We start from the raw sequence: 15,814 nt of genomic DNA on the forward strand, positions 1-15,814 counted from the left end.
CGTGGCGAAGTGAGGGTCGGCGCGGAGGTGACCGAGCGGCATACGGAGGAGTCAATTTTGTGCTCAGAAGGGGTCAAATATTTGCACTCGGACCCCGAGAGTGCTAATCATTGTCTTAGCACTCTGACCATGAGAGTGACAATGACCGACCGAGCGAGGGTTGGCCGTGCCGGCGCGACGTGAGCCCGGTGGGGCTGGCTCGTCCGTCGCGGGCGTGAGGCCGGTCTCCAACCCGTTTAGCCTGTGGGAGGAACCACCCAAATGGCCAAGACCATTGCTTTCGATGAGGAGGCTCGTCGCGGACTCGAAAGGGGTATGAACACCCTGGCCGACGCCGTGCGCGTGACTCTCGGCCCGAAGGGCCGCAACGTCGTCCTCGAGAAGAAGTGGGGCGCCCCCACCATCACCAATGATGGTGTGAGCATCGCCAAGGAGATCGAGCTCGAGGACCCTTACGAGAAGATCGGCGCCGAGCTCGTCAAGGAGGTCGCCAAGAAGACCGACGACGTCGCCGGTGACGGCACGACGACGGCGACCGTGCTGGCCCAGGCCATGGTCCGCGAGGGCCTGCGCAACGTCGCGGCCGGCGCCAACCCGATGGCCCTCAAGCGCGGCATCGAGCAGGCCGTCGAGGCCGTCTCCGCCGAGCTGCTGTCGATGGCCAAGGAGGTCGACACCAAGGAGCAGATCGCGCAGTCCGCGTCCATCTCCGCGGGCGACGCCGAGATCGGCGGGATGATCGCCGAGGCCATGGACAAGGTCGGCAACGAGGGTGTCATCACCGTCGAGGAGTCCAACACCTTCGGCCTGGAGCTCGAGCTCACCGAGGGCATGCGCTTCGACAAGGGCTACATCTCGCCCTACTTCGTCACCGACACCGAGCGCATGGAGACGGTCCTGGAGGACCCCTACATCCTCATCCTGAACTCCAAGATCAGCGCGATCAAGGACGTTCTGCCGGTGCTGGAGAAGGTCATGCAGTCCGGCAAGCCGCTGGTGATCATCGCCGAGGACGTCGAGGGCGAGGCCCTGGCCACCCTGGTCGTCAACAAGATCAAGGGCAACTTCAAGTCTGTCGCCGTCAAGGCGCCGGGCTTCGGTGACCGCCGCAAGGCCATGCTGGCCGACATCGCCATCCTCACCGGTGGCCAGGTCATCTCCGAGGAGGTCGGCCTGTCCCTGGAGACCGCCGAGCTCGACCTGCTGGGCACGGCCCGCAAGGTCGTCGTCTCCAAGGACGAGACCACGATCGTCGAGGGTGCCGGCGACGCCGACGCCATTGCCGGTCGCGTCAGCCAGATCCGCGCCGAGATCGAGAACTCGGACAGCGACTACGACCGCGAGAAGCTGCAGGAGCGCCTGGCCAAGCTGGCCGGCGGTGTTGCAGTCATCAAGGCCGGCGCCGCGACCGAGGTCGAGCTCAAGGAGCGCAAGCACCGCATCGAGGACGCCGTCCGCAACGCCAAGGCTGCCGTCGAGGAGGGGATCGTCGCCGGTGGTGGCGTCGCCCTGATCCAGGCCGCCACCGCGTTCGACAAGCTCTCCCTCGAGGGCGATGAGGCCACTGGCGCCAACATCGTCAAGGTGGCCGTCGAGGCTCCGCTGAAGCAGATTGCCACCAACGGTGGTCTCGAGGGCGGCGTCGTGGCCGAGAAGGTGCGCAACCTTCCCGCAGGTCACGGCCTCAACGCCGCGACGGGCGAGTATGGCGACATGCTGGCCTTCGGTGTGGCCGACCCGGTGAAGGTCACCCGTTCTGCCCTGCAGAACGCTGCCTCCATCGCGGCGCTGTTCCTCACCACCGAGGCCGTCATCGCCGACAAGCCGGAGCCCGCTCCGGCCATGCCGGCCGGCGACGGTGGCATGGGCGACATGGGTGGCATGGGCTTCTGACCCAACACCCCTAGAGTTCCCGCGTTCCTCGCGGACAACTAGCAACGGGGCGGTCTCCTCACGGAGGCCGCCCCGTTGTCATGCCCGGACCACTCTTGACAAATGGTCGGTATAAGCCGACCATACTGATATGACCGAACAGTCGGGAAAAGCCGACCATCAGCCCGCCACTCCGGACTACGAGCTTGCTGACCACCTCACGCTGCGGGATCCGGCGCAATACAAGGCGCTCTTCGAGGAGACCCGTCAGAGCATCATCCGGTTGCTCACCGAGCGCGCGGCGACGGTGACCGAGCTGGCCGCGACCCTGGACAAGCCCAAGGGCACGGTGGGTCACCACATGCAGGTCCTGGCCGACGCTGGCCTGGTCCACGTGGTGCGCACCGAGAGGGTTCGCGCCCTGCAGGCGAAGTACTGGGGTCGCACGGCCCGGATCTTCTTTTATGAGCAGGCCGGCGAGACCCTCTCACACGGGCAGCAACTGCTCGCGACCTCGGCGGGCGAGGTCGGGCGTTTCGAGGCGGCGCTGGCGGCTGGCGAGGACGTGCCTGGCGTGGTGGACGTCAACCGGCGCGACGTGCGGGTCCCGCACGAGCGCGCGGCAGACTTCCGGCGGCGACTGGGTGACCTGCTCGTCGAGTTCAGCGAGGAGCCCCGGGCAGGGGACACGACGTATGCCGTGGTGTACGGCATCTTCCCCAGCTCGGCGCCCGTCCTTCCGGACCGGGCAGAACAGTCGGAGCGGGCGGACCAGTCGGACCGGGCGGACCAGTCGTGACCTCGCACCGCACCCGCCCGGCACCGCTGGGCGCGAACTATTGGAAGCTGTTCACGGCCTCGACGATGACCAACCTCGGGGACGGCCTGATGTCGGTCGCCGTGGTCTGGTTGGCCTCCTCGATCACCCGTGACCCGATGCTGATCGCGCTGGTCGGTCTCGCCTCGCGGCTGCCGTGGTTGATCTTCTCGCTGCCCGCCGGTGTCATCACCGACCGCTATGACCGCCGCCTGTTGGTCGGGTGGATGGATGCGTTGCGGGTGCTGATCATCGGCGGCTTTGCCGTGCTCGTCCTGCTCAACCAGGACGGACTGCCCACCCCTGAGCAACTCGCTGCGGGCACAGCACCGGCACCGGACAACGGAGGACTGCTGCTCGGTGCGCTCACCCTGGTGGCGCTGCTGCTCGGCTTCGCCGAGGTGGTCCGGGACAACGCCGCCCAGACGTTGATGGCCTCGGTCGTGGACAAGCCTCAACTGGAGCGTGCCAACGGCCGGCTCTGGGGCGCCGAGACGGCGATGAACAACTTCGTCGGCCCACCGCTGGGCGGTGTCATCGTGGCCCTCGCCCTCGCCCTGCCGTTCTTTCTCAACGCCGGCCTCCTGGCCGTCGGTGCCGCGCTGATCTTCGCCCTGAGTGGCTCGTTCCTGCCCAAGGGACAGAGCACGAGCGGCAAGATCCAGTGGCGCGCCGAGATGGGTGAGGGCTTTGGCTGGCTCTGGCGCAACCACCTGCTGCGCACGCTGGCGATCGTGCTCGGCGCGATGAACATGCTCTCGGCCCTGTCGATGATCATCATGGTGCTCTTCGTCCAGGAGATCCTCGGGCTCTATGAGGGGTGGCAGTTTGGACTGGTGATCACCGGCACGGCGGTCGGGGCCGTCGCCGGGTCGATGGTGGCGGACAAGATCTCCGCCCGCCTGACCCCGGGCACCAGCCTGTTCGCCTCGATCATCTGCATGGGCGCGACGATGGTCGTCATCGGCCTGACCTCCTCGGCGCCGGTCGTGTGGGTGATGGGCGTCGTCAGCGGACTGTTCATTGTGCTGTGGAATGTCATCACCGTCTCGCTGCGCCAGCGGATCATCCCCGACCACCTGCTCGGCCGCGTCAACTCGGTCTATCGCTTCTTCGGGTGGGGGACCATCTCGATCGGCACCCTGCTCGGCGGTGTGCTGGTGTCGATGGGAGAGCCCTTCCTGGGGCGGGAGTGGGCGCTGCGGATGCCCTTCCTGGTCTCCGGAGCGGCCACGCTGCTGCTCTTGATCGTTGCGCTCCCACGGCTCAACACGGCCAAGATCGAGGCGGCCCAGGCCGCGGCAGAGATCGAGCAGGCACCGTTGACCTCGACTGACCCGCTCACACCGACTGACTCACACACCGACTGACCCAGTGCACACACCGACTGACTCAGCACACCGAATAACCGCGGGCGGCGCCTCCACTCCAAAGGCGCCGCCCGCGGTGCTTGCGGTGCGGTCGGTCGGGGACCGGCCAGCAACGGTGAGCCGGCCGGGTGCGGTGACCCGTCCGCATACGGTCAGGTGGTCGCCGTGGGGTCGACCACCGACCCACCCAGGCACCCGGCAGCTCACACCTGCCGGGTGCCGAGCGGTCACTGGGCGGTGAACCGCTTCCGGTTGGCCTGCTCCACCAGGTCGTAGTCGTCGCCGGCCGTCTTCAGGGCCACCGAGATCTCCTGGAGTGAGGCGCGGACCTGCTCCTGTGTCGCGCTCCACCGTTGGGTGATGTCGGCGAAGTTGCCGGCCGCGGCACCGCGCCAGCAGTCCTGCAGGCCGTTCAGGCGCGACATCATCGCGCGGACGTCGCCCTCGATCTGTGCCGAGATGCGCTGGATGTCGCCCGATGCTGCGGTGATGCGGGCGGTGTCGACAGCAAAGGTGTTGCTCATGGGTCCCTCCCCTTCCTCGGGTGGCCCGACCCCAGCGGTCGAACCGATGCCCAGGAAGGTAGGCGGGATCGGCCCCGCGCCGCAGAAGTTGTCCACAGGCAGGCTCTGACCACCAACGTTCTGCCGTCGTGCAGTCCATCGTGCCGTCCCTTGTGGCACCCATCGTGACGTCTGTGGGACCGCCCGTTGCGGGCCAGCTCGACGAGGTCGGGCTACGCTTCGCCACGATGACTCTCACGCGCTCGCTGCTGCTGTTCGGCCTGGCCGCCTTCCTGGAGATCGGCGGCGCCTGGCTGATCTGGCAGGGCATCCGTGAGCACCGCGGCTGGCTCTGGATCGGCCTCGGAGTGATCGGGCTGGGCCTCTACGGAGTGGTCGCGACACTGCAGCCGGACGCCAACTTCGGGCGGATCCTCGCAGCCTATGGCGGTGTGTTCGTGGTGGGATCCCTGACCTGGGGCATGGTCGTGGACGGCTTCCGCCCTGACCGCTATGACGTGATCGGCGCCCTGATCTGTCTGGCCGGCGTCGCCGTCATCATGTATGCGCCGCGCGGGGTGGCCTAGTGGCGCGCCCTGGGACATCGCGAGGGCGCAGATGATCCTGATCGACCCTCCGACATGGCCAGCCCACGGGCACCTGTGGTCGCACGTCATCAGCGACACCTCGCTCGAGGAGCTGCACGCCTTCGCCCGCGCGGCTGGGATCCCGCAACGTTCGTTCGAGGGCGATCACTATGACGTGCCCGACGAGCGGCACGGCGAGCTCGTCGCCGCCGGCGCGGTCCCGGTCGGCAACCGGGAGCTGGCTCGGGTGCTGAGTGCCAGTGGCCTGCGGTTCCGCAAGCGCAAGGGCGAGCGGCCTCTGGCCCGGGTCGTCGACGGCCTGGCTGCCGTGGGTGGGCCGCACGTGCTCGACGTCGTGGGGTCGCCGCACGAGCCACGAGCTTCCTCCGGTGCCTCCGTCGTCCTGGTCGCTGATCCCGCGGACTGGATGGTGTTGGTGCACAGCGTCGGGCGGGAGGCGTGGACGCCTCCGGGGGGCAAGCGCGACGCAGGGGAGACACCACGTGTCGCGGCCGTCCGGGAGGTCGCTGAGGAGACCAGCCTGCAATTGGACCCTGTGGCGCTGCAGCCCGTCGGTTACGAGCGGATCACGATCGCCGAGGGCGCGCAGCGCGGTCCCTGGGACCCCGGAGACAACCACATCGCGGTCTTCGGCACCCGGGTTGCCGAGCGGCTGCCCGTGACTCCGCAGGCCGCTGACGTCGTCGCGGCCGAGTGGGTCGACCGGCCCACTCTGGTGCGCCGCTGTGACGGCGAGCCCTGGTGGCCCTTGGTGGAGCGCTTTCTGTCGCTGCGTTAGCCCCGCAGCGCCGCGAGCTCGGCCGCAAGGTTGGTGCGGGCAGCGTCCTGCCACTGGGTGCAGGCATGGGCCGTGCGATACAACTGCTCGCGCTGGGCAAAGTCGGACAGGATCGCGGAGCGTCCCTGGGCGAACAGGTCGTCCGGCACGTGGGCATACTCGGCCCGCACCTGGCGCGCATACTCCGCATAGCGCTCGGCCGGGGCGTTGAGGATCCACAGGTCGGCGTCGTGCAAGGCAGCGACCGTATGCCGTCGGCTGGCCAGGAGGGACGCCCCACCGTCCGCGTCGTGGTCGAGGGTCATCAGCACGAGGGCCTCGACAACGTCCACGTTGCCCTGGGTCACGCCGAGGGTGTTGAGGTGGTCCCGCGCCATAGTGGCGCTGCGGTGCTCATTGCTGCCCGCCTCGGCCCGGGCGTCATAGACGGCGTCGTGAAACCAGGCCGCCACCCGGGCCAGACGTGCGCCGACCGGGTCCACCTCCCCAGCCTGCGCCAGTTCGTCGATCGCGGCCAGCACTTCCGCCAGGTGCTGCACATCGTGATAGCGACGATGGGGCTCGGACCACCGGACGAGCAGGAGGTCCACCTCGGCCGAGCGGAGCTGCTCCGGTGCCTCTGGGGCCAGGACCTGCAGGTCGGCGTGCCAGGAGGCCTTGAGCGTCGTGAGGCTGGACTCGTCGAGCGGGAGCGGCTGCTGATCGGTCACCTGCCCAGTCTGCCTGCTGGTGCGGGATCGGCGTGACCGGATCCGCGCCCAGTCTGCCTGCTGGTGCAGGATCGGCGTGACCGGATCCGCGCCCCAGCGCGCAACACGCCGCAACGATGAGTGCACCGTGCAGGACACGCCGGGAGGTCTTAGGCGGTTGCGCCCACCTCGCGCAGGGCCTCTGGCAGCGGCTCGTCGTGCACCACGGTGAGACCAGAGACGGCGCGGGTGAGAACGACGTAGAGGCGGCGCAGGCCGGTGCGCTCGTCAGGCTCGGCGGCCACGATGGCGGCGGGCTCGACCACGACCACCTGGTCAAACTCCAGCCCCTTGGCCAGCGTGGCCGGGACCAGTTGCACGCGGGGCTCGTGGAACTCGGTCGGGTCCTGCGTCGAGTCGGCGTCGGGACCGGGTTCCGTTGTCGGAGTGCCGAGCACGGTGTGCTCGAGATCAGCGGCCTGCAGCGCCCTGGCCATGCCCTTGATCGCGTCGTCGGCGACGATGACCCCGACCGTGCCCGGGGCGCCATCGAGCGCAGCTCGGGTGGCGGAAATCGTTGTGGGCGTGAGCCTTCCGCCGGCAGGAGCGAGCTCCAGGCGACCACGGTTGGACCGGACCGACTCGGGCAGCGCCAGACCGGGGGCGATCTGCGGGAGGAGGCGAGCGGCATACTCGATGACCGCGGCGGGGACGCGGAAGCCCCGGGTGAGCTCCTCCAGGTGTGCCCCGGTCTTGCCAAGGTGGGTGAGGGACTCGTCCCAGGAACGGGTCGCCCACGGGGTCGTGCCCTGCGCGAGGTCGCCCAGCATGGTCAGCGAACCGGTCGAGGCCCGGCGGCCGACGGCACGCAGTTGCATGGGGGAGAGGTCCTGCGCCTCGTCCAGGATGATGTGACCCAGGCTGCTGGTGCGCTCCAGGGCATCACCGATCTCGTCCAGCAGCACCGTGTCCGCAGGGGTCCAGCGCGCCGCCCCCTTGCTGCGAGGTGCCTTGTCCCACAACAGCATCCGCTGCTCGTCGGCGGTCAGGACGCCGTCCGCGGCGTCGGCCAGGGCCTCCGGGTCGGACCACAGCCCGAACAGGACCGCAGCGGGATCCAGTGCGGGCCAGAGTGACTTCGCATAATCCTTCACAGGCTTGCTCCGGGCCACCGCGTCCTGCACCTGGTCATCGGGGGTGTCGCCGGCCCGCTCCATGCGCACCAGCACCGCGTGCGCGAGCCTGCGGGCGAGCATCTCGCGTGCCGCGTCATAGCGGACACCGCGGGTGGTGAGCTCGTCGAGGATCTCCTGCACGTCGTAGTTGGCCACGCGCCAGCGACGTGAGCCGCGCGGCACGATCAGTGGCTCGCTCGCGCGCTGCACCCGGGACCAGACCGCGCGGTGCAGCACCTGCGCGAGGCGCGCGTCGCCCTTGAGCGTGGCGATCCCCGCCGGTTCGGTGCCCCGCGGCTGACCGGTGAGCTCCTCGACGGTGGTGTGGCCGACCTCGATCTCTCCCAGGGTTGGCAGGACCGCGCCGACGTGCTCGAGGAAGGCCCGGTTCGGCCCGATGACCAGCACGCCGGTGCGCGAGAGGCGGTCGCGGAAGGAGTAGAGCAGCCACGCGGCCCGGTGCAGACCGACCGCCGTCTTGCCGGTCCCCGGGGCGCCCTGCACGCAGATGGTGGTCCCCACGTCGGCGCGGACGATCTCGTCCTGCTCGGGCTGGATCGTGGCCACGATGTCGCGCATCGGGCCGGAGCGCGGCCGCTCGATCTCGCGGGCAAGAATGCGGCTCTGGCGCTGTCCGCTGACGTCGCTCGCCTGCGGTGCGGTGAGGTGCTCGTCCTCGTATGCCGTCAGCTGGCCGCGGTCGACCCCGAACCGGCGGCGCAGGGTGACTCCCATCGGCTCGCGCGGGGAGGCTCGATAGAACGGTGTGGACACGTCGGCACGCCAGTCGACCACGACCGGCTCGCCGTCGGCGTCGGAGATGTGGCGCCGACCGATGTAGTGCTGCTCAACGACGGGCGCCTCAACGACGGGAGGCTCGGCGTCGGATGTGTCGGTGGGCTTGTCGATGCGACCGAAGAACAGGGTGCTGGTCGGGTCGTCCAGGAGTGACTGCGCCCGGCGCCAGAGGGTGTAGGCCAGGTATTCGCCGGCGATCTTGTCGCCGGCCTGGGCCTGCAGTCCCAGGGTGTGCTCGCGCATGCGGGCCATCTCGGCGCGGGCCGTTGTCAGATAGGTCTGCTCGCGGGCCAGCTCGGGATCGGCGGTGTGCTGGGGTGGGGCGGAGATCTCCGCCGACGGATCAGGAGGGTGGGCGTGTTCGGACATGGGTTGGCCACCTCGGATCGGAGGGGGGACGGGGAGAAAACGACCCTAACCGATCCGAGGTGGCCAGAACAGGGGTTTTGCCGACTCAGCTGTCGGCGCGGGCGTCGAGGGTCACGGTCATCGTGTGCTCCTCGTTGTTGCGGAGGTAGGTCAGCTCGATGTGGTCGCCGGCGGCCCGCTGGCGCACCTGCGCGACGAGCGCCAGGGAGCCGTTGACGCGCTCGCCGTCGATCGTGGTGATCGCGTCGCCCTTGGCGAGACCAGCCTTGTCGGCGGGGGAGTCGGGCTCCACCTGGGTGACGCCTGCGGCGTGCAGGGTCGCGCCGTCCTTCTCGGCCGTGGCGTCGCTCAGGCCCACCCCGAGGAAGGCGTGCTCGGCGGTCCCGTCCTCGATGAGCTGTCCGACGATGGAGGAGACCTCACCGACCGGGATCGCGAAGCCGATGCCGATGTTGCCGCTCTGTCCGCCCATGCTGCCGCCCATGGTGGCGATGGAGGAGTTGATGCCAATCAGGGCGCCGTTGCTGTCGACGAGGGCGCCACCGGAGTTGCCCGGGTTGATGGCGGCGCTGGTCTGGATCGCGTTGGTCACCACCGGCTCCGCCTGCTGCATCGCGCCCGGCTGGGCGCCACCCTCACTGGCAGCCTCCGTCGTGACCGGACGGTCCAGGGCGCTGACGATGCCGGTGGTCACGGTGCCGCTCAGACCCAGCGGGTTGCCGATGGCCATCACGGGGTCGCCCACGCCGAGATCCTGGTCGTCGCCGACCGAGATCGGGTGCAGATCATCCGGAGGTGAGGTCAGGGTCAGCACAGCGAGGTCGGTGGACGGGTCACTGCCGGCGACCTCAGCGTCATATGAACGACCGTCGGCGAGGGTGACCTGCACCTTCTCGGCGCCCGCCACGACGTGGGCATTGGTGACGATGTGTCCCGACTCGTCCCAGACCACGCCGGAGCCCGCGCCACCCCCAGTGCCGGACTCGACGCTGATCGCCACCACGCTGGGCGTGACGTTGGCGGCGACGCCGCCCCAGTCGGTCGTCGGCGAGTAGGACGCCGTGCTGGCGCTGCTGTCCGACGAGCTCGGGGCCGCGTCCAGCACGATCGGCTGCTCGTCCTGGGTGGCCTGCACCACGGCATACGTCCCGCCGGAGGCGAGGATCGCCGAGAGCAGACCCACTGCCGTCACCTGGGTCCAGATGGTCGCATTCGTCTTGCTCATCGTGTTGCTCCTTCGCGTGGTGCAGGGGTCCCGTGGGGGGATGACCCGAGTCAACTACGCCGACATCGGAGGAGCCTGAAACAGTCCTGCATTTTTCCTGTGAATGGTGCGCCGAGGCTGTGCTGACAGGTCAGCCACGAGGGGCGCGAGCTGCGGCGCGACGGCGGCGAGCGGTGACATTCGAGGCGAGTCCGATCGGGACGATCGCCAGGAGCATGCCCGCCAGCAGCCCGAAGAACGGTGCCTGCCCATCCTCTTGACCAAGCGCGAGGACCAGGCCCATGCCGACAGCAAGGCACACGATGGCGATGGACCATATTTTCCTCGTGCTCACCTGTCCAGTGTTGGTGGCTGAGCGATTGCCTGTCAATGACCTCCTCGCACAGTGTCGATCCCTGGTGATGCCGTCCGTCATGGTGGTGAGGTCGCGACCGCGGCCCGGGTCGGCGAGCGGCGCTGGCCCAGACCAGGAAGGATCGAACTATGACCGAATACATGGTGGTGATCGTGGGCGACGCCGACCGTTGGTGGTCCACGATGAGCCGACAGGAGCGCGAGGACGGGTACTCCGAGTACACCCGGTTCGGTGAGGAACTCACCAGGCGGGGACACCGGATCACCGGAGGTGCGGAGTTGCACGCGACGGCAGAGGCGCGCACCGTCCAGCCCGGCGGGCAGACCGTGACCGACGGGCCGTTCACCGAGTCCGCAGAGCAGGTGGGCGGGTTCTACATGGTCGAGACCGACGATCTGGACGACCTGACCGAGTGCGCCAAGATCATCGCTGCGCTCGGTGACGGTGTCGAGATCCGGCGCACCGTCCAGCCAGAGGACCGGGCGGCATCGACCGAGGAGGCAGCGTCATGAAATTCGCTCTGTTCCTGATGTCCGAGGGCGAGATGCCGCCGTGGGACGAACAGACGACTGAGCAGCAGGCCGTGGCCATGCAGCAGCATGACGACTTCGGCGCAGCGTGCACGGCCCGCGAGGGCGTGACCATCCTGACGGGGGAGGCGCTCGATGGGGTGCCGACCGTGGTGCGGACCCGCGGCGGCCAGCGCAGCGTGACCGAAGGGCCATATGCCGAGGCGGTTGAGCAGCTGGGCGGCCTCTACGTCGTCGAGACGCCAGACCTGGAGACGCTGCTGGAGCTGACCAAGCACCTGCCACCGTATGACCTGCAGATCAGCCCGATTGGTGAGGTGGAGGCGTCATGAAGTTCGTGGTCCTGCTGATGGCAGACGGCGAAGAGAAGCCCTGGGACGGGCTGACCCCGGAGGAGCAGGGTGCCCTCATGGAGAAGTTTGGGGCATTCGACGAGGCGTGTGCCGCCCGCGAGGGCGTCACGATCCTGTCGGGCGAGGCGCTCCAGGACGGAGACTCCGCCGCGACCGTGCGCACCCGCGAGGGCCAGCTCACGGTGACGGACGGGCCCTACGCCGAGGCCGTGGAAGGACTCGGCGGGTTCTATCTCATCGAGGTGCCCGACCGCGACGTGCTCGTCGAGCTGCTGGCTGAGCTCCCGGCCTATGACATGCAGATCAACCCCGTCCAGGAGATGTGAGCGATGAAGCGCTATCTGATCCTGATTGCCTACGAGCCGATGGACTGGAGCACCGCCTCCGAGGAGGTCCGGGCGCAGTTCTTTGAACAGCACGGAGCGTTCTCCGCCTACGTCGCCGAGCACGGCAAGGAGGTGGCCAGCGCCGCCCTGGACGATGCGGATACGGCGACCACCGTGCGGCACGTCGACGGTGAGGTGGTGGTCTCCGACGGCCCGTTCGCCGAGACCGCGGAGATGATCGGCGGCTACTACGAGGTGGAGTTGCCCGACCTGGACACGGCGATCGAGGCCGTGAAGCTGCTGCCGCCGTCCTATTCGCTCGAGATCCGGCCGACCATCTCGATCACGTGAGGGACATCGGCACGTGAGCACGATGCCATGACTGACGAAGCGCTCGAGCGCGTGGTGCGCGAGGAGTGGGGCCGGCTGATCGCCCTGCTCCTTGCGCGCTATCGGCGGCTGGACCTGGTCGAGGACGCCCTCGGCGACGCGGTGGAGGCCGCGGCCCGCACGTGGCCCCGCGACGGGGTCCCCGACAACCCGGCGGGCTGGCTCAACCGGGCCGCCAACCGTCGCGTCCTGGACCGGCTCCGGGCCGAGGCGATGCGACAGCGGCGTGCGCCCCTGCTCGTCACCGAGGCGCAGGCGGGACAGGAGCGGACAGCAGCCATGGCAGACACGGGCGATCTGGTCGAGGACGACCTGCTGCGACTGGTGCTGATGTGCACGCACCCGGCCCTGGGGGCGGAGGCCGCCAGCGCTCTGACGCTGCGCCTGGTGCTGGGCGTGAGCACCTATGACGTGGCCCGCCTCTTCCTCGTCCCCGAGCCGACCATGGCCGCCCGGATCACCCGGGCCAAGAAGAAGATCGTCGCGGCCGGCATCCCGTTCTCCGTGCCCGGTGCCGACGTGCTCCCCGACCGGCTCGACACCGTGGCCCAGACGGCCTATCTCGCGTTCACCGCCGGTTATGCACCCGGCAGCGGGCCCGACCTGCTGCGCGCGGACCTGGCGGGGGAGGCGGTCCGGCTGGTGCGCGTGGTGCTGGCACAGCGACCGACCGAGCCGGTGCTCGTGGCCCTGCTCGCGCTCATGCTCTTGCAGCACTCCCGTCGAGACGCGCGGGTTGGACCCGACGGTCAGGTCGTCCTGCTCGCCGATCAGGACCGGTCCCGGTGGCACACCGACGAGGTGGCTGAGGCCCTGTCGCTGCTGCGCTCCCTCGGTCCTGCGCGACGGATGACCCAGCAGGGCGCGGCCTATGTCGTCCAGGCCAGGATCGCGGCCGAGCACGCCACGGCCGAGTCCGCGGGCAGCACCCGGTGGGAGCGGATCGTGCAGCACTATGACCTCCTGCTGCAGGTTGCGCCGTCCCCGGCAGCCCGGCTCGCCCGCGCCGTCGCGGTGGCCGAGGCGCAGGGCCCGGAGGCTGGCCTGGCAGCCCTCGATCAGGTCCGTATGCCGAGCAGTCACCGCCCCGCGTCCGTGCGAGCGGAGTTGTTGGTCCGGTCAGGTCGGGTCACCGATGCGCGGGCGGCCTACGAGGAGGCGATTGCGCTGTGCCGCAACGAGTCCGAGCTCGCCTTCCTGCACGGTCGGCTGGCGGCTCTGGGCAGGAGCAGTCCCTAACTCCAGGACGTGACATTGGTGTGCTGAGGCGCACCAGCCGACCCATTGGTGCCGTGAGGTGCACCACCCGACCCATTGGTGCCGTGAGCCGCACCACCCGACCCATTGGTGCCTTGAGCCGCACCAGTGTCACGTCTCCGTGGAGGGGCGGCCCTTGGGAGTCTCGGGGGTGCTCGCGGCTGGTGCCCTGCGAGGCAGCTCGACCCGGAAGGTCGCACCGCCTCCGGGGGTGGGACGGTGACTGACCGTGCCGCCGTGGCGCGACACGATCGAGGCCACGATCGACAGCCCCAGGCCGGTGCCGCCGCTGCTGCCCGGGCCGCGGGTGCGGGAGGGATCCGCGCGGTAGAACCGCTCGAAGACGCGCTGGGCGGCCTCCGGAGAGATGCCCGGGCCGTGGTCGGCGATCTCGATGATGGCCGCAGTGTCGGTCTGCCCGACGAGCACGTCCACCGCACTGTCCGCCGGGGTGTGGGCCACGGCGTTGGCGACCAGGTTGGTGAGCACCTGGCGCAGCGCGAAGTCGTCGCCCGGCACGATGACCGACCCGTTGGCGGTGCCGTAGCGGTGCAGCGCGAGGGGCCGCTCGGGCGCCCGGACGCGGGCGTCCTGCACGACGTCGTTGGCCACGACCATCAGGTCCACGTCGTCGTGCGGGCGGTGCGGGGTGGTGTCGAGGCGGGTCAGCAGGAGCAGGTCCTCGACGAGCCGGGCCATCCGGGAGGACTCGTTCTCCACACGGCGCATGGCCGAGGCGACGTCCTCGGGCTCGGTCACCCCACCGACGCGATAGAGCTCGGCATAACCCTTGACCGTGGCGAGCGGTGTGCGCAGCTCGTGGGAGGCGTCCGCGACGAACTGCCGCATGCGGCGCTCGGAGGCCTCACGCACCGCGAAGGACTGCTCGATCTGGGCGAGCATCGCGTTGAGCGAGTCGGAGAGGGAGGCGACCTCGTCATTGGCCTGCCGGTCAGGGATGCGCCTGGTCAGATCTCCGGCGGCGATCGCTGCGGCAGTGTCCTCGATGCGGGTCAGGGGGCGGAAGGCTCGTCGGACGGCGAACCAGCTGATGAGAGCGACCGCGATGAGGGTGACCAGGCCGACGACGGTGGTCAGCACGATGAGTTGCTTGACCGTGTTGCTGACGGTTGAGAGCGGAAGGGCGACAGCCACCGTGCCGTCGCCGGTGGTGCTGGAGTAGCGCGCTAGCAGGACTCGCCACTGCGAGTCGCCGTCCTGGGACGGCACCGTGAACGGTCCCTCGCCGATGCGCTCGTCCCCGATGCCCACCGTGCCGATGTCGGGAATCTGGTCCCCGCCCACCGGCGGTGTCTGGTAGGAGCGCCCGTCCGGGCTGGTGATCATGAGGTAGTACGGGCTGGGGGTGACCACGTCGGGCGACTGCTGGCCACCGATGTCGAAGACGGCCTGCTGCGCCAAGGGCTTGATGTAGGCCTGCAGGTCGGTGTCGGTGCGGTCGGTCAGATAGTCCCGCAGCAGGGTCGCGGTCAGGACGGTGGTGATGACATAGGCGCTGAGCACGAGGATCACGACCACGGTCACCAGTCGCGCCGTCAGCGACAGGTTGTGCAGCCGCGTGACGGCGGACCGGCGCGAGGAGCCGATCCACCCCACGGGGGTCAGGCGCTCTCGGAGTCGCGCGGCTCGCGCAGGACGTAGCCGACGCCACGCTTGGTGTGGATCATCGGCTCGCCCTCGGTGTCGACCTTGCGGCGCAGGTAGGAGATGTAGGACTCCACGATGCCCATCTCGCCGCGGAAGTCGTAGTCCCAGACGTGGTCGAGGATCTGGGCCTTGGACAGCACCCGGTTGGCGTTGAGCATCAGATAACGCAACAGCTTGAACTCGGTGGGGGAGACGTCGATGACGCGCCCCGCCCGGGTGACCTCGTGGCGGTCCTCGTCGAGCTCCAGGTCGGCCACGCGCAGCGTGGTCTCCTCGTCCTCGGGCTCGACGTTCTGGGTGCGGCGCAGCACCGCCCGGATCCGGGCGACGACCTCCTCGAGGCTGAACGGCTTGGTGACATAGTCATCGCCGCCGACGGTCAGCCCCTTGACCTTGTCGTCCAGGCTGTCGCGGGCAGTGAGGAAGAGGACCGGCAGGTCGCGGCCGTTGTCGCGCAGGCGCCGGGTGACGGTGAAGCCGTCCATGTCCGGCAGCATGACGTCCATGACGGCCAGGTCGATCTCGTGCTCCTCCGCCAGCCGCATCGCGGTGTGGCCGTCCGGGGCCGCGTGGACCTCAAAGCCCGCGAACTTCAGGCTCGTGGTGAGCAGCTCGCGGATGTTGGTCTCGTCCTCAACAACGAGCAGGGTGGCCTCGGGTGCACTCATGATCTCCAGTGTGTGACCGAAACCTGAGAACTTCCTGACAGACCCCTGTGGTCTGCCGCCCCG

The 15,814-nt window shown here is 69.2% G+C and carries 17 protein-coding genes; 10 read left to right on the plus strand and 7 right to left on the minus strand.

What is annotated here, in order from left to right; genetic code table 11:
- Positions 1–261: 261 nt before the first annotated feature.
- From groL to NF556_RS03750, 3 genes are all read left to right on the plus strand, one after another.
- Positions 262–1,893, plus strand: coding sequence for a chaperonin GroEL (groL, locus tag NF556_RS03740; protein ID WP_252594169.1), 1,632 nt, complete (start codon positions 262–264; stop codon positions 1,891–1,893).
- 130 nt (positions 1,894–2,023) lie between these two features.
- The gene (locus NF556_RS03745; protein ID WP_252594170.1) at positions 2,024–2,671 is read left to right on the plus strand and encodes an ArsR/SmtB family transcription factor; all 648 of its coding nucleotides are present in this window, start codon (positions 2,024–2,026) and stop codon (positions 2,669–2,671) included.
- Complete coding sequence (locus NF556_RS03750) at positions 2,668–4,059, plus strand: MFS transporter (RefSeq protein ID WP_252594171.1); 1,392 nt, start codon at positions 2,668–2,670, stop codon at positions 4,057–4,059. The genes NF556_RS03745 and NF556_RS03750 overlap by 4 nt, the downstream gene beginning before the upstream one ends.
- Before the next feature lie 227 nt (positions 4,060–4,286).
- Here NF556_RS03750 and NF556_RS03755 read toward each other — a convergent pair whose 3' ends face one another.
- Entirely contained in the window at positions 4,287–4,583 is a 297-nt protein-coding gene (locus tag NF556_RS03755) for a WXG100 family type VII secretion target (protein ID WP_252594172.1), read from the minus strand.
- Positions 4,584–4,810: 227 nt separating this feature from the next.
- On the opposite strand from NF556_RS03755, the gene NF556_RS03760 reads away from it, so the two are divergent.
- Together NF556_RS03760 and NF556_RS03765 are read left to right on the plus strand one after the other, a co-directional pair.
- On the plus strand, positions 4,811–5,149 hold the full coding sequence (locus NF556_RS03760; protein ID WP_252595698.1) for a YnfA family protein: 339 nt from the start codon (positions 4,811–4,813) through the stop codon (positions 5,147–5,149).
- A 31-nt stretch (positions 5,150–5,180) separates the two neighbouring features.
- On the plus strand, positions 5,181–5,948 hold the full coding sequence (locus NF556_RS03765; RefSeq protein ID WP_252594173.1) for a DUF4031 domain-containing protein: 768 nt from the start codon (positions 5,181–5,183) through the stop codon (positions 5,946–5,948).
- Here the strand turns inward: NF556_RS03765 and NF556_RS03770 are convergent.
- The 4 genes from NF556_RS03770 to NF556_RS03785 form a co-directional block, all read right to left on the minus strand.
- A complete protein-coding gene (locus NF556_RS03770; protein WP_252594174.1) occupies positions 5,945–6,658 on the minus strand; it encodes an HD domain-containing protein in 714 nt (237 codons plus the stop codon). The genes NF556_RS03765 and NF556_RS03770 overlap by 4 nt on opposite strands.
- Before the next feature lie 149 nt (positions 6,659–6,807).
- Positions 6,808–8,979, minus strand: coding sequence for a HelD family protein (locus NF556_RS03775; protein ID WP_252594175.1), 2,172 nt, complete (start codon positions 8,977–8,979; stop codon positions 6,808–6,810).
- 85 nt (positions 8,980–9,064) lie between these two features.
- The gene (locus NF556_RS03780; protein WP_252594176.1) at positions 9,065–10,204 is read right to left on the minus strand and encodes a S1C family serine protease; all 1,140 of its coding nucleotides are present in this window, start codon (positions 10,202–10,204) and stop codon (positions 9,065–9,067) included.
- A 130-nt stretch (positions 10,205–10,334) separates the two neighbouring features.
- Complete coding sequence (locus tag NF556_RS03785; protein ID WP_252594177.1) at positions 10,335–10,538, minus strand: hypothetical protein; 204 nt, start codon at positions 10,536–10,538, stop codon at positions 10,335–10,337.
- A gap of 149 nt (positions 10,539–10,687) precedes the next feature.
- Here NF556_RS03785 and NF556_RS03790 point away from each other — a divergent pair, with 149 nt between their 5' ends.
- Genes NF556_RS03790 through NF556_RS03810 form a run of 5 tightly spaced genes read left to right on the plus strand, consistent with a single transcriptional unit; the run spans position 10,688 to position 13,397 of the window.
- A complete protein-coding gene (locus NF556_RS03790) occupies positions 10,688–11,071 on the plus strand; it encodes a YciI family protein (RefSeq protein ID WP_252594178.1) in 384 nt (127 codons plus the stop codon).
- On the plus strand, positions 11,068–11,421 hold the full coding sequence (locus tag NF556_RS03795) for a YciI family protein (protein ID WP_252594179.1): 354 nt from the start codon (positions 11,068–11,070) through the stop codon (positions 11,419–11,421). The genes NF556_RS03790 and NF556_RS03795 overlap by 4 nt, the downstream gene beginning before the upstream one ends.
- Entirely contained in the window at positions 11,418–11,768 is a 351-nt protein-coding gene (locus NF556_RS03800) for a YciI family protein (RefSeq protein ID WP_252594180.1), read from the plus strand. Before NF556_RS03795 ends, NF556_RS03800 begins: the two co-directional genes overlap by 4 nt.
- Before the next feature lie 3 nt (positions 11,769–11,771).
- Positions 11,772–12,119 (plus strand): YciI family protein, encoded by a 348-nt coding sequence (locus tag NF556_RS03805; protein WP_252594181.1) that lies wholly within the window; start codon positions 11,772–11,774, stop codon positions 12,117–12,119.
- A gap of 27 nt (positions 12,120–12,146) precedes the next feature.
- Positions 12,147–13,397 carry an RNA polymerase sigma factor gene (locus tag NF556_RS03810; RefSeq protein WP_252594182.1) on the plus strand — a complete coding sequence of 417 codons (1,251 nt, stop codon included), beginning with the start codon at positions 12,147–12,149 and terminating at the stop codon, positions 13,395–13,397.
- Positions 13,398–13,526: 129 nt separating this feature from the next.
- On the opposite strand, the gene NF556_RS03815 is transcribed toward NF556_RS03810, so the two are convergent.
- Together NF556_RS03815 and NF556_RS03820 are read right to left on the minus strand one after the other, a co-directional pair.
- Positions 13,527–15,032: a sensor histidine kinase gene (locus tag NF556_RS03815; protein ID WP_252594183.1), complete on the minus strand. Its 1,506-nt coding sequence runs from the start codon at positions 15,030–15,032 to the stop codon at positions 13,527–13,529.
- A 5-nt stretch (positions 15,033–15,037) separates the two neighbouring features.
- Entirely contained in the window at positions 15,038–15,751 is a 714-nt protein-coding gene (locus tag NF556_RS03820) for a response regulator transcription factor (protein ID WP_252594184.1), read from the minus strand.
- Between the last annotated feature and the right edge of the window lie 63 nt (positions 15,752–15,814).

This window comes from Ornithinimicrobium faecis, assembly GCF_023923225.1.
Classification (GTDB): Bacteria; Actinomycetota; Actinomycetes; order Actinomycetales; family Dermatophilaceae; genus Ornithinicoccus; species Ornithinicoccus faecis.

What these genes read in the sequence shown, in the direction of transcription:
- NF556_RS03755 (WP_252594172.1), bottom strand. Translation starts at nt 4,583, where the DNA reads ATGAGCAACACCTTTGCTGTCGACACCGCCCGCATCACCGCAGCATCG.
- NF556_RS03765 (WP_252594173.1), top strand. Translation starts at nt 5,181, where the DNA reads ATGATCCTGATCGACCCTCCGACATGGCCAGCCCACGGGCACCTGTGG.
- NF556_RS03790 (WP_252594178.1), top strand. Translation starts at nt 10,688, where the DNA reads ATGACCGAATACATGGTGGTGATCGTGGGCGACGCCGACCGTTGGTGG.
- NF556_RS03760 (WP_252595698.1), top strand. Translation starts at nt 4,811, where the DNA reads ATGACTCTCACGCGCTCGCTGCTGCTGTTCGGCCTGGCCGCCTTCCTG.
- NF556_RS03745 (WP_252594170.1), top strand. Translation starts at nt 2,024, where the DNA reads ATGACCGAACAGTCGGGAAAAGCCGACCATCAGCCCGCCACTCCGGAC.
- NF556_RS03775 (WP_252594175.1), bottom strand. Translation starts at nt 8,979, where the DNA reads ATGTCCGAACACGCCCACCCTCCTGATCCGTCGGCGGAGATCTCCGCC.
- NF556_RS03820 (WP_252594184.1), bottom strand. Translation starts at nt 15,751, where the DNA reads ATGAGTGCACCCGAGGCCACCCTGCTCGTTGTTGAGGACGAGACCAAC.
- NF556_RS03800 (WP_252594180.1), top strand. Translation starts at nt 11,418, where the DNA reads ATGAAGTTCGTGGTCCTGCTGATGGCAGACGGCGAAGAGAAGCCCTGG.
- NF556_RS03795 (WP_252594179.1), top strand. Translation starts at nt 11,068, where the DNA reads ATGAAATTCGCTCTGTTCCTGATGTCCGAGGGCGAGATGCCGCCGTGG.
- NF556_RS03780 (WP_252594176.1), bottom strand. Translation starts at nt 10,204, where the DNA reads ATGAGCAAGACGAATGCGACCATCTGGACCCAGGTGACGGCAGTGGGT.
- groL (WP_252594169.1), top strand. Translation starts at nt 262, where the DNA reads ATGGCCAAGACCATTGCTTTCGATGAGGAGGCTCGTCGCGGACTCGAA.
- NF556_RS03805 (WP_252594181.1), top strand. Translation starts at nt 11,772, where the DNA reads ATGAAGCGCTATCTGATCCTGATTGCCTACGAGCCGATGGACTGGAGC.
- NF556_RS03810 (WP_252594182.1), top strand. Translation starts at nt 12,147, where the DNA reads ATGACTGACGAAGCGCTCGAGCGCGTGGTGCGCGAGGAGTGGGGCCGG.